The 12,616-nt window shown below is 69.6% G+C and carries 10 protein-coding genes; 3 read left to right on the top strand and 7 right to left on the bottom strand.

The features are described 5' to 3' along the window. Nucleotides 1-75: 75 nt before the first annotated feature. The 3 genes from hutI to OSC30_RS13630 form a co-directional block, all read right to left on the bottom strand. A complete protein-coding gene (hutI, locus tag OSC30_RS13640) occupies nt 76-1,308 on the bottom strand; it encodes an imidazolonepropionase (protein ID WP_267172416.1) in 1,233 nt (410 codons plus the stop codon). Continuing rightward, nucleotides 1,305-2,732, bottom strand: a complete 1,428-nt coding sequence (locus OSC30_RS13635; protein ID WP_267172415.1) for a chloride channel protein — start codon at nt 2,730-2,732, stop codon at nt 1,305-1,307. The genes hutI and OSC30_RS13635 overlap by 4 nt, the downstream gene beginning before the upstream one ends. A gap of 81 nt (nt 2,733-2,813) precedes the next feature. Then, nucleotides 2,814-4,379 carry a bifunctional GNAT family N-acetyltransferase/carbon-nitrogen hydrolase family protein gene (locus OSC30_RS13630; protein WP_267172414.1) on the bottom strand — a complete coding sequence of 522 codons (1,566 nt, stop codon included), beginning with the start codon at nt 4,377-4,379 and terminating at the stop codon, nt 2,814-2,816. 166 nt (nt 4,380-4,545) lie between these two features. Between OSC30_RS13630 and OSC30_RS13625 the strand changes: the two genes are divergently transcribed. Further along, nucleotides 4,546-5,994, top strand: coding sequence for a formimidoylglutamate deiminase (locus tag OSC30_RS13625; protein ID WP_267172413.1), 1,449 nt, complete (start codon nt 4,546-4,548; stop codon nt 5,992-5,994). A 69-nt stretch (nt 5,995-6,063) separates the two neighbouring features. Here OSC30_RS13625 and OSC30_RS13620 read toward each other — a convergent pair whose 3' ends face one another. Then, nucleotides 6,064-6,684 carry a hypothetical protein gene (locus OSC30_RS13620; RefSeq protein WP_267172412.1) on the bottom strand — a complete coding sequence of 207 codons (621 nt, stop codon included), beginning with the start codon at nt 6,682-6,684 and terminating at the stop codon, nt 6,064-6,066. A gap of 332 nt (nt 6,685-7,016) precedes the next feature. Between OSC30_RS13620 and OSC30_RS13615 the strand changes: the two genes are divergently transcribed. Beyond that, complete coding sequence (locus OSC30_RS13615) at nt 7,017-8,279, top strand: MFS transporter (RefSeq protein WP_267172411.1); 1,263 nt, start codon at nt 7,017-7,019, stop codon at nt 8,277-8,279. A gap of 210 nt (nt 8,280-8,489) precedes the next feature. Here OSC30_RS13615 and OSC30_RS13610 read toward each other — a convergent pair whose 3' ends face one another. After that, on the bottom strand, nt 8,490-9,731 hold the full coding sequence (locus OSC30_RS13610) for an alkaline phosphatase family protein (RefSeq protein WP_267172410.1): 1,242 nt from the start codon (nt 9,729-9,731) through the stop codon (nt 8,490-8,492). Nucleotides 9,732-9,779: 48 nt separating this feature from the next. On the opposite strand from OSC30_RS13610, the gene OSC30_RS13605 reads away from it, so the two are divergent. Beyond that, nucleotides 9,780-10,202, top strand: a complete 423-nt coding sequence (locus tag OSC30_RS13605) for a hypothetical protein (RefSeq protein ID WP_267172409.1) — start codon at nt 9,780-9,782, stop codon at nt 10,200-10,202. Between the two features lie 104 nt (nt 10,203-10,306). Here the strand turns inward: OSC30_RS13605 and OSC30_RS13600 are convergent, their stop codons facing one another. Further along, the gene (locus tag OSC30_RS13600) at nt 10,307-10,816 is read right to left on the bottom strand and encodes a methylated-DNA--[protein]-cysteine S-methyltransferase (RefSeq protein ID WP_267172408.1); all 510 of its coding nucleotides are present in this window, start codon (nt 10,814-10,816) and stop codon (nt 10,307-10,309) included. A 217-nt stretch (nt 10,817-11,033) separates the two neighbouring features. After that, on the bottom strand, nt 11,034-12,524 hold the full coding sequence (locus OSC30_RS13595; RefSeq protein WP_267172407.1) for a DNA-3-methyladenine glycosylase 2 family protein: 1,491 nt from the start codon (nt 12,522-12,524) through the stop codon (nt 11,034-11,036). Between the last annotated feature and the right edge of the window lie 92 nt (nt 12,525-12,616).

Below are 12,616 nucleotides of genomic sequence, written 5' to 3'. Positions count from 1 at the left end.
GCGGGTGCGTCAAGGGCATCGCCCACAAGTGGGCTCCTACGGGAGTGCGCGGGCTTGTGCCGCGTTCCGAAGCGGCTAGGCGAGCGACGCGCGCTGTCCGCCTATCCAGGCGGCCTGCAATAGGTCGCCGCCGATCCAGTAGCACAGCTCCGCCGGCCCGCGCGCATTCCAGATCACCAGGTCGGCGCGCTGACCGGTCGCCAGCGTGCCGCGATCGGTCAGCCCCAGCGCCCGTGCGGCGTTCAGCGTGATCCCGCGCAACGCCTCCTCGGGCGTCAACCGGAACAGCGTGCAGGCCATGTTCGCGGCCAGCCGTAGCGAGAGCAGCGGCGAGGTGCCGGGATTGCAGTCGGTGGCGATCGCCATCGGTACCCCGTGTGTCCGCAGCGCGTCGATCGGCGGCAACCGAGTCTCGCGCAACGCGTAGAACGCACCCGGCAGCAGCACCGCCACGGTGCCGGCGGCGGCCATCGCGCGGATGCCCGGCTCGCCCAGGTGTTCCAGATGGTCGGCTGACAGTCCGCGATACTCGGCCACCAGTGCCGCGCCGCCCAGGTCCGATAGCTGCTCGGCATGCAGCTTGACCGGGAGCCTCAGGGCCCTGGCGCGCTCGAACACCGTCGCCGTCTCCTCGCGGCTGAAGCCGATGCCCTCGCAGAAAGCATCCACCGCGTCGACCAGGCCTTCGCTGGCCAGCATCGGCAGCATCACGTCGCACACCCGCGCCACGTACTCGCCGCGCCGTTCGCGGTATTCCGGCGGCAGCGCGTGCAGGCCGAGGAAGCTGGTGCGCACGCCGATGCCCAGCCGCTCGCCGATGCGCCGCGCCACCCGCAGCATGCGCCGTTCGGCGTCCAGATCCAGCCCGTAGCCGGATTTGATCTCCAGCGTGGTCACGCCGTCGCGCAACAGCGCGCGCGCGCGCGGCAGGCTCTGGCGCAGCAGCGTCTCCTCGTCGGCCGCGCGGGTGGCCGCCATGGTGGAGGCGATGCCGCCGCCGGCGCGCGCGATTTCCTCGTAGCTGGCACCGTTCAGGCGCATGTCGAACTCGTGCGCGCGATCGCCGCCGAACACCAGATGCGTGTGGCAGTCGACCAGGCCCGGGGTCACCAGCGCGCCGTCGAGGGTTTCGACCGCAGCGGCGAGTGCCTCCGGTGCGCCGGGAAGGTCCGCCGCCGGTCCCACCCAGGCGATGCGGTCGTCCTTGAGCGCGAGTGCGCCGTGCTCGACCAGCCCGAACGGACGATCGCCGGTGAAGGTAGCCAGCGTGGCGTCGAGCAACAGACGGTCCCAAGGTGTGGTGGTCATGGCTTTTCCGGGGGCGGGGGGGCGTCGGCGGGACCCGCCGGTTCATCGAATGCGCTGGTCGTGCCGACGTGCTCGAGCGGCTCCGCCGGTACGTGGCGCGCTGCCTGCTGGCGCTCGAACTCCTGCACCAGGCGTTCGGCGAAATCCTTGTAGACAGGGGTGGGGCTGAGCAGCGAGGAGACGGCTCGGGCCAGCAGGCAGGCGGCCATCACCGGGATGACCATCGACTGGTTGTCGGTCAGCTCCATCGCGATCACCGCCGAGGTGAGCGGCGCACCGGTCACGCCCGAGAGATACGCGCTCATCCCCAGCAACACCACCGCGGCAGCCGGCACGTCGGGCAGGAAATGGGCGATGTTCTGTCCCAGTCCGGCGCCTACCGCCAGCGCCGGCGAGAAAATGCCGCCCGGGATGCCGGCCCAGTACGACACCACGTTGGCTGCCAGTTTCGCCAGGCCGAAGCTCTCGCCCGGCGTCACCGCGGCCTGCTGCACGATGGCGCGCGCCTGGTCGTAGCCGGTGCCGTAGACCGAGCCATGACACAGCACGCCAAGTAACGCCAACACCAGCCCGCAACCGGTGGCGAAGGCCACCGGCCAGCGCGCGCGCAGCGCACCGACGCGCGCCAGCGGCCCCCGCTTGCTGAGCAAAATCAGCCGCGCGAACAGCCCACCCAGCAAGCCGCAGACACCGCCGCACAGCAGCACTGCCAGCCACGCGTGGCCCAGGGGCAGGTTCGCCTCGACTTCGCCGAAGTAGGCGTAATTGCCCATGATCCCCAGCGACACCACGCCGCCCACGATCACCGCGGTGAGCAGCAGGCCGCTGAAGCGGTGCTCGAAAGTGCCGGCCAGTTCCTCGATGGCGAACACCACGCCCGCCAGCGGCGTGTTGAACGCCGCCGCGATGCCGGCCGCGCCGCCGGCCAGGATGAAGCGCGAGGCCGCTTTCGGATCGCTGAAACCGAAGCGCCGCGCGAAGGTGTAGAAAAGCCCGGCGCCGACGTGCACGGTCGGTCCCTCGCGCCCGATCGAGGCGCCCACCGCCAGCGCGATCAGCGTGAGCAGCATCTTGCCGGCCGCGATCGGCAGCGAAAGCATGCTCTTGCGGAAAGATTCGTCCTCCACGTGCAGCGTGGCGATGGCCTGCGGAATGCCGCTGCCGCGGGTGGCGCGGAAACGTCCCGCGGTGGACCACGACAACAGGCCGAACACCGCGGGGGTCAGGATCAGCGGGATCCACACGCCATGCGCCACGATGCCCAGGAACAGCTGATAGGCCCAGGTGCTGGCCTTGGCGAACAGGATCGCCGCCAGCGCCACCAGCACCGCGCCGCTCCACAACGCGATGCGCCGCTTCCACTGGTGCGGGGCGAAAAATTCGTGGCCGAGCAGGGCCTGCAGGCGGGGGTTGGAAGCGGGCATCCGGCGATTATCGCAGACCGCGCACGCCTGGCTTCGTCCCGGCGTGCGCAAAACAGCCCCGACGGCAAGCGGAAGCGCGCCCTACAGCGGCTGCGGCCGCCAGCGCATTTCGTACAGGTCGAAGCGCCGGTCCTTGAGATTGGTCACGGCGCCGGCGTTGCGGGCGCGGGCCAGGCTCTCCAGGCGCAGGTCGGCGAACAGCACCGTCTCGATGTTGGGGGTGGAGTCCGCTGCCACGCCGTCGCGCGCAAACGGGAAGTCGCTGGGCGTGAGGATGCAGCTCTGGCCGTACTGGATGTCGAAGTTGTTCACGCCGGGCAGGTTGCCGACGTTGCCCGAGAGCACCACGTAGCACTGGTTCTCGATCGCCCGCGCCTGCGAGCAGTAGCGCACGCGCAGGTAGCCCTCGCGCACGTCGGTGCAGAAGGGCACGAACAGGATAAGCGCACCTTGGTCGACCAGGTGTCGCGCTACTTCGGGGAACTCGGAGTCGTAGCAGATCATCACGCCGATCGGGCCGCAGTCGGTCTGGATCGTCGCCGCGCTCTCGCCGCCGGTGATGTTCCACACGTTGCGTTCGCTGGGGGTGGGATGCAGTTTCTCGCGCTCGTGCAGCGAGCCGTCGCGCAGGCATACGTAGCAGACGTTGTGGATGTCGCCGTTGGGCTGCTCGGTCGGGTGCGAGCCGGCGATGATGTTGATGTTGTAGCGCATCGCCAGGCGGCTGAAGAGCTCCTTCACCTGCGGCGTGTAGTGGCTGAGCTTGCGGATCGACTCGACCGGCGAAAGCTCCTCGTTCTCGATCGACAGCAACTGCAGCGTGATGAGCTCGGGGAAGGCGACGAAATCGGCGTTGTAGTCGGCCGCGATGTCGGTGAAATACTCCGCCTGGGTGGCGAACTCCTCGAACGAGCGGATGCGCCGCTGGAAGTACTGCACCGAGGCCACCCGCACCGAGTCGGGCAGGCGCTTGGGCGAGGGGATCGAGGGGATGTCCGGGTGGTCGAGCAGGCTGGGGTTGCGCCACACCAGGTGCACTGCCCAGCCGAGCGATTCATGGTCCGAGGGCACGTAGGCGCGCAGCAGGCCGATCACCTCGAAGCCGTTGGACAACTGGAAGCTCAGCGTGGCGTCGCGCCGCTCGCCGGCCACCACCGCCTGCACGTAGGCCTCCGCGCTGCCGTAGCGGCCGATGTGCCTGGCCAGGCCGGGAACGCGTCCGCCGAACACGATGCCGCGCAGTTTCAGGTCCGTGCACAAGCGCTTGCGCGCCTGGTACAGCCGCTGGCCGATGCGCATGCCGCGGTAGTCCGGATGTACCACCACTTCCATGCCGTACAGCCAGTCGCCGTCGGATTTGTGCCGCGAGCCCATGCCGCCGCCGGTGATCTGCGTCCAGGTATGCGGCTTGAGCGCGGTGGCCGCGTCGATGCGGAAGGTTGCGCAGTAGCCGACCACCTTGCCGGCGTACTCGACCACGAACTGGCCTTCCGGGAAGTGCGTCTGCTGGGAGCGCAGCATCTCCGCCGAGTGGCCCCATTCGGGCGAGTAGACACGGCCGGTGAGCTCGACCAGCGCCGGCACGTCTTCCGGGCGGGCCTGGCGCAGCAGCAGCTTGGCGGTTTGCTCGGGCGTCTTCTTGGGCATGCGGGCAGTATCCGAAAGGGTTTGTGGTGGAACCGTCGCCCCCGATGCGCGATCCGCGCGCTGGCGGACCTTCCGGCCTGTCGGGCGCGCGCCATGCGCCGGGCCACCCCATCAGCGGCGGATGGAACAAGCTCGGTACACTGGTGCCCCTTGCCAGGAGCCGCCCATGACCCAGCCCACCCGCATCCGCCGTTGCCACGCTGGTCACCTGTGGCAGGCCGATGGCTGGTCGCGCGAGGGCATTTTCGGCATCGACGCCGACGGCACGCTGCAGGCGGTCGAGGATGGTCCGGCCGAGAGGCTGGGCACCTGGGTGCTGCCGGGCATGCCGAACCTGCATTCGCACGCGTTCCAGCGCGCCATGGCGGGACTGGCCGAACGGCGAGGCAAGGTGGGCGGGAGCAGTGCGCTCGTCCCTGGGCACGACGATCAAAAAGCGGCCATCCAAGACCGCACTCCTCAACAGGACAATTTCTGGAGCTGGCGCGAAACGATGTACGCGTTCGCCGCCGCCGTCGGCCCGGACGAGCTGAAGGCGATCGCTGCCCAGCTCTACGTGGAGATGCTCAAGGCCGGCTACACCCAGGTCTGCGAATTCCATTACCTGCACCACCAGCCCGATGGCACGCCGTACGCGCAGCCGGAAGCGATGTCGCTGGCGCTGGTCGAGGCGGCGCGCGAGGCGGGCATCGCGCTGACCCTGTTGCCGGTGCTGTACATGCGCGGCGGCTTCGACGGCCGGCCGCTGGGCGCGCGGCAGAGGCGCTTTGGCCACGAAGTGGACGCTTACCTGCGTCTGCTCGAAACGCTGCGCTCACAGCAGGACGCCGACCTGAGCGTGGGCATCGCGCTGCACTCGCTGCGCGCCGTGCCGGAGGACGCACTGCAGGCGGTGCTCACCAGCGGCCTGGCGCAGGACGGGCCGATCCACATCCATATCGCCGAACAGCTGGGCGAGGTCCAGGATTGCCTGGCCATCCGCGGTGCCCGGCCGGTCGAATGGCTGCTGGACCACGCCGATGTGGGCGAGCGCTGGTGCCTGGTCCACGCCACCCATCTGAACGAGGACGAGACCGCGCGCCTGGCTCGCACCGGCGCGGTCGCCGGGTTGTGTCCCACTACCGAGGCCAACCTCGGCGACGGCCTGTTCCCGCTGGCCAGTTACCTGGATGCCGGCGGCACGCTGGGCATCGGCTCGGACTCGCACATTTCGATATCGCCGGTGGAGGAACTGCGCTGGCTCGAGTACGGCCAGCGCCTGGCCACCCGTCGCCGCAACATCGCCGCCCGCCGCGAAGGCGCGAGCGTCGGCGAAACGCTATGGCGTGCCGCCCTGGAAGGCGGTGCGCAGGCCTCGGGCCTGCCGGTCGGGACGCTGCAGCCCGGCCACCGTGCCGATCTGCTGGTGCTCGACGACGGCTCTGCGCTGCTTGCCGCGCGCGAGGAACCCGCGCTGCTGGACAGTCTCATTTTCGCCGGCAATACGCCGCTGGTGCGCGACGTCATGAGCGGCGGACGCTGGGTGGTGCGGGATTTCCGCCACCACGACGAGGAGCGCATCGCGCAGCGCTACCGCGAAACCGTGCAGCGGCTCAGGCAGGCGCCGGCGGGCTGAGTAGGGTGGGCTTCAGCCCACCATCGCGGGGTGGCCAGTGGGCTGAAGCCCACCCTGCGAGCGGGATAGTCAGTCGATGAAGCGCAGGCCTCTGAGCGCCGCACGCAGGCGCTTCAACGCGGCTTCGCGTCCGAACGGCGGCGTCGCCGGCGGGTCGTAGACCTCCGGGCGCGTACCGGTGATCAACAGGTCGATCGCGTAGCAGCGTCCGGCATGGACCGCCCGGTAGGCCTCCACGTCCAGATAGTGGCTCATCGCCGCGTCGGCGGCATGGAACCGGTTGAACCGCACGCCCGCGAGCGTGACCTGCGTGGCCTGCGCCGGCACGGCGGTGGCCGGCACGTCCAGGCAATGCGCCAGCGCCTCGGCATCCTGGCCGATGCCGATGCGCAGCTCGGCGGCAGTGATCGCGTTGGAACCTTCCAGCACCAGCGCCAGCGCCGGGGTGCCGTGATCGTCGCCGGTGGCGTACGCCTTCCACTGGCCATTGGCGAGGTAGCTGCGACGGAAGTCGCGGCGCACCTGCATGTCCGGCGGTACGGCGATGCGAAAGCCGTGCGTGGTGTCGACGATCGCAGGTGATGCAGCCGGAGGCGCCGGCGGCGGCACGGGAAGGGAATGGTCCGTGCGCCCTTGGCACGAGGCCAGCAGGATCAGCGAAAGCAGCAGGAGTGGCTCGTAGCGGTGCATGGCGGGACTGGGTGCCTTCAGGTGTCCGTTCGTCCCCGGCGTATGCCCGGCAGCAGCCGAAGCCGGAGGATTTGGTGCGCGCGGGCCCTTCGGCTTCGCTGCGCTACGCTCAGAGCGAACGGTGGTGGGGGAGTTCGGCTGACAGGGTGCCACATGAAAGCAGGGGCAGTCGGTGGCGCATCCGTTGCCGCGAGTTCGCCCTCCTCGCCCCGGCGCTCTTCGCGCAGGGAGAGGGTCAAGCCGTCGCCCGGTCCTGGCAATTCACGCGCTGGCCCGGGACGACCTTGCGGAGGACAATGGCAACTCCCCCCACGGCCCGCCGAAGGCAGCCGATGAATGTTCCCTCCGTGCCGGTCGCCGGCACTGACGACGGATCGCTGATCCGCCACGGCACGCCGTTGTTCCGGCGCGCCAACCTGGCCCTGTTTGCCGCCGGCATCGCCACCTTCGGGCTGCTGTATTGCGTGCAGCCGCTGATGCCCGAATTCAGCAAGGACTACGGCGTCAGCGCGGCGACCAGCGCGTTGTCGCTCTCGCTGACCACCGGCGTGCTGGCCTTCGCGATGCTGTTTGCCGGCGCCGTTTCCGATGCCTACGGACGCAAGTCGGTGATGACCGTGTCGCTGATCGCCTCGGCGGCACTGGTCCTGCTGACCGCGTTGATGCCGGGCTGGACCAGCCTGCTGGTGTTGCGCACCTTGCTTGGCCTGAGCCTCAGCGGACTGCCGGCGGTGGCGATGACCTGGCTGAGCGAGGAGATGCACCCCGACTCCATCGGCCTCGGCATGGGCCTTTACATCAGTGGCAACGCCATCGGCGGCATGGGCGGACGGCTGGTGACCGGCGTGCTGGCGGACTTTTTCGACTGGCGCGTGGGCGTGGTGGTGGTGGCCGGCATCGGCCTGGCCTCGGGGCTGATGTTCTGGCGTATGCTGCCGCCGTCGCGGCATTTCGAGCGCCAGCCATTGCGGCTGCGCACGCTGCTGGCGCGTTTCGCCGGCGTGTTTCGCGATGCCGGCCTGCCGTGGATGTTCGTCGAGGGCTTCCTGCTGCTGGGCGCCTTCGTCACCGTCTACAACTACATCGGCTACCGACTGCTGGCGCCGCCGTACAGCTTGAGCCAGGCGGCGGTCGGGCTGATTTTCAGCGTGTACCTGATCGGCACCTTCAGCTCCGCCTGGATGGGCCATCTGGCCGGCCGGCTGGGGCGCCGGCGCGTGCTGTGGACGACCTTCGCGTTGATGCTCGCCGGCGTGGGGCTGACCGCGTTCGACTCGCTGGTGCTGGTGATCGCCGGCGTGGTGGCCATCACCTTCGGCTTCTTCGGCGGGCACTCGATCGTGAGCAGCTGGGTCGGCCGGCGCGCCGGCAATGCCAAGGCGCAGGCATCCTCGCTGTATCTGTTCGCCTATTACATGGGTTCGAGCCTCGCCGGTGCCGGCGGCGGGTTGTTCTATGCGGCGCGCGGCTGGAATGGCGTGGCGGCATTCATCGGTGCGATGGTGCTGGCCGGGTTGCTGATTGCCTGGCGGCTGTATTACCTGCGGCCGCTGCCAGGGCCGCCGTCGCCGGGGACCGAGCCGCCGTTGCCGTAGCGTGGCGGCCCTTCGACTTCGACGCCGCGCGGCTACGCTCAGGGCGAACGGTTTGAAAAGGCGCCATGGCGAAGGTTTGGAAAGGCGTCAACACGCACGATTGGAAAAATCGCTCAGGCGAACGGTTGGAAAATCGCTCAGCGACGAACGGGCGGGAAAAAAATCCGTTCGCGCTGAGCATAGGCGCTCAGTGCCGAAGTCGAAGCGTCGCTACCGCGCCGAGGGCACCAGCATGCCCTTGACCGCGTCGTAGTCCCCATCGCTCGGCTGCGGCGGCAGGTCGAGCAGGTGCACCATCAGCGGATAGACGTCCACGTTGGGGAAGGGCGGCACCGTGGCGCCGTCGCGGAAGGCCGGACCGTGTGCGACGAACAGCGCCTGCATCTGCGGTGCGGCGTTGTCGTAGCCGTGCTCGCCCAGGCTGATACGGCCCTTGTGCGAAGCCAGCCACTGCGCGGTGGTGATGCGCCAGCCCACCTTGGCCAGGCACAGCAGTTGCGGCACGCGCGGGTTGTGGCCATAGGCCAGGCGCGCCGGCACGCGGCTCCTGTCCCAGCACTGCATGTGCGGATGCGGGCGCTCCAGCTTCGTCTCGATGGCCGCGAAATCGCGTCCCGGTTTGGGATTGAAACCGGCCAGCACGCCCAGGCTCACGACCTGCACGTCGTCCAGGTCGAGCTCGCGCTCGATCAGCACGCTGTGCTCCAGCGGGGTGGATGCCATGCCGTGGTCGGCCAGCACGATCAGGTTGATGTGCTCGAGCAGGTCGCGCTGCCTGAGCCCCGCGATCAGCCGCGCCAGCGCCTGGTCGGTGTCGCGCAGGGCCTGGTCGACCTGCGGCGAGTCCGGCCCGTATTGATGGCCGGCGTGGTCGACAGCGTCGAAGTACAAGGTCAGGAAAGCCGGCCGCTGGGGCGGCGGCAGGTCCAGCCAGGCCAGTACTTGGTCGACCCGCTGGATCGGCGTCACGGCACCGTCGTAGGGCTTCCAGTAGTCCGGGTGGCGGCCGTGGATGTCCGCCTCCGAGCCCGGCCAGAACATCGTCGCGGTACGCAGGCCGTGGCGGTCGGCGGTTTCCCACAGCGGCGTGCCTTCGGCCCACCAGCGGCCGTCGCTCACCGCCTTGCGGTTGTGCAGCGAGAATTTGCCCAGCCGCGCGTCGTACATCGTGTTGTTGACGATGCCGTGGTGATCCGGACGCAGTCCGGTCACGAGCGTGTAGTGGTTGGGGAAGGTGAGCGAGGGGAAGGACGGTTGCATGGACGCCTGCACGCCATCGCGCGCGAGCATCGCCAGGGTGGGCGTCAGGTCGCGTTCGAGGTAGTCGGTGCGGAACCCGTCGATGGAAACCAGCAGCAAGGGCGCCGGGCGGGTGGCTGGAGGCGGGGTGGTGGCGCAACCGGCGCTGAACACCAGCGCCAGGCAGCACATCACGCGAAACAGGATTTTCATAGGGCGACTCGTACGATGAACCAACCCTGCATCATCGCATCGCCCTCCATGTCTCTCAAAACCCGTGCATCGCTTCGCCTGTGGCCGGCTGCCTTCGCGCTGGCGCTGCCCGCGTTGGCCTGCGCCTGGCAGGCGCAGCCGCCGCCGCGGCCGGTGGCGCCGCGGCCCGTGATCGTCGTGCGCCCGCCGGCCAATATCCGGTTCCAGCAGACCGTGCGCGAACACCAGGTGCTCGACCGGTTGCAGAAGAACCGGATCGAGGAGCAGCTGCGGCAGGGCCAAATGGATACCGTACGCCGGCCGCACCAGGCCGACCCGCTGCACGCCGCGCGGCTGGACCAGGCCGACCAGACCCAGCGCGAGCTGTATCGCGCACGCCAGCAGGATTTGCTGGATCGCTACCAGAGTGCCGTGGCGCCGCCGGTGGTGCATTCGGGCGAAGCGCCCGCGTCGTCGCGCAGCGGCGACTGATTCCGGGGAGCGTGCGAACGCGCAGACGCTGGTGGCTCGCGGTCGCGCCCAAGGACGCTCCTACGTGCTCGCCCCCCGCTTGCAGGGAGGGTTGGGGGGGACGGTCAGTTGACCAGGCCGAACAGGTCGCCGCGTGCCACGCCTTCTTCCATCGCCAGCAGGAATCGTTTGGTCGGCAGGCCTCCGCCGAAACCGGTGAGGCTGCCGTTGGTGCCAATCACGCGGTGGCAGGGCAGCACGATCGGCAGCGGGTTGCGTCCGTTGGCTGCGCCGACGGCGCGCATCGCCTGCGGCTGGCCGATGCGCCTGGCCAGCTCGCCGTAGCTGATGGTCGCGCCATAGGGGATGCGTTCCAGCTCCTGCCACACCGCCAACTGGAAGGGTGTGCCGCGCGGATGCAATGGCAGTTCGAACAGTTGGCGGGTGCCGGCGAAGTACTCCTCCAGTTGCTCGCGCGCGAAGGCGAGCGCCGGCGGCGAGTGCGTCCACGACGATTCGGGCTCGCGCTGGTGGCGACCGGTCTCGAACCAGACCTCGCGCAGGCCATGCTCGTCGGCGACCAGGCGCAGCCGCCCGATCGGGGTGGGCAGGTTGTCGTACCAGACAGGACTCATGGTGGTGTTTCTACGTTGTGGGCCCTTCGACTTCGGCCCTGCGGCCTACGCTCAGGGCGAACGATGGTAGGTCAGGGATTGGCTCGGGGCGAGCGGTGGTGGGCGAGGGTCCGCGCCCAGTGACGCGAGCGGTGCGGGTGTTGCACTCGGGAAAACAGATCTTTCCAACCGTTCGCCCTGAGCGCAGCGCAGCGAAGTCGAAGGCCCTGGTACGCACTCACGCGCGCTTCCTCGACGGTTGCGCCTGATCGGCCACGCTGCGCCAAAGGTGCATCACCGCGTAGGCGCGCCAGGGCCGCCACGCGTCAGCCATGACCGAAAGGGCGCGGGTGCTCAACTCGCCGCCGTCGCCGGCCGCGGCGCGGCGCAGGATCAGATCAGCCGCGGGGAAGGCATCCGGATGGCTCAACGCGCGCATTGCCATGTAGTGAGCGGTCCACTCGCCGATTCCTGGCAGTGCGGTCCAGCGCGCTACGAACTCGTCCAGCGGCTGCTCGGCGCGGAAATCCGCACGGCCCTCCAGCAAGGCGCGCGCGATGCCGCGGATGGTTTCCGCGCGGGCGTTGATCACGCCCACCTCCCGCAGGTCGGCCTCCGCCAGTCGCTCGGGCGTGGGAAACAACCGCTCTAGGCCAGGCAGCGCCGGAACCGCCAGCGGTTCGCCCCAGCGCTGCACGATCCGCGCGGCCAGCGTGCGCGCCGCGGCCACGCTGATCTGTTGCCCGAGTACCGCGCGTACGGCGATCTCGAACCCATCCCAGCCGCCGGGCAGGCGCAGCCCCGGGCGCTTGCGCAGCAGCGGCGCGAGTACGCCGCCGGCGCCGAGCGTGGCGGCGATCGCGCAGGGTTCGGCGTCCAGGTCGAACATGCGCCGCAACCGCGCCACCAACGGCAGAAGCCGGGCCGGCTGCGGGCAATGCAGTTCCAGCTTGAGCGCGTGTCCGTCGGGCCAGGCCGACAGGCGCAGCCAGCCGGGTGCGTCGGCGGGGCCGAACACGCGCGCATAGGCATGCGCCTGGACCTGCTCGATGCCGGGCAGCGCGCGCATGCGCAGGAAATCCAGCACGCCCTGAAAGTCGTACGGCGGCCGGTAGCCCAGGCGGAGCACCAGTGCATCGCCGGCCTGGATGGCGTGCGGCTGCCTGCGCAGCTCGCGCGGCGCGATCCGGTTGGCCTGGGCAAACGCGGCGTTGAAGCGGCGCAGGCTGCCGAAGCCGGACGCCAGCGCCACCTCGGTCACCGGCAGCGTGGTTTCGGTCAGCAGCTGCTTGGCGAACAGCAGCCGGCGCGTGGTGTGCACACTGAGCGGCGGTGCGCCCAGGTGCTCGACGAACAGCCGGCGCAGCTGCCGTGCACCCACGCCGACGCGGGTCGCCAGGCCATCGAGCGAACCTTCGGTCAGCGCGCCGTCGTCGATCAGCGTCAACGCGCGCGACACCACGTGTTCGCCCCGCTGCCACGCCGGATTGCCGGGTGCCAGCTCCGGCCGGCAGCGCAGGCACGGTCGAAAGCCGTCGGCCTCGGCGGCCGCGGCGTTGGCGTAATAGCGTACGTTCGAAGGCTTGGGCGCCGGCGCCGGGCACACCGGACGGCAGTAGATGCGCGTGCTGGTCACGGCGGTAAAGAACAATCCGTCGAAGCGGGCGTCGCGGCTCAGGCGCGCCTGTTCGCAGACATGCGGGTCGGGCAGGGCGGTGGGTGCGGGCATGCGTTGCAGGCTAGCACTGCCCCGGGCGCGGAACTCGCCGCTTTCGGACATCAATACGGCGGCCCGCGCGGTTACCGGACCGTCCTGCGGGA

Source organism: Frateuria hangzhouensis (genome assembly GCF_026410505.1).
Classification (GTDB): domain Bacteria; phylum Pseudomonadota; class Gammaproteobacteria; order Xanthomonadales; family Rhodanobacteraceae; genus Frateuria_A; species Frateuria_A hangzhouensis.
The sequence above is the reverse complement of the archived record's forward strand: the minus strand, read 5'-3'. Positions and strand labels throughout refer to the sequence as shown.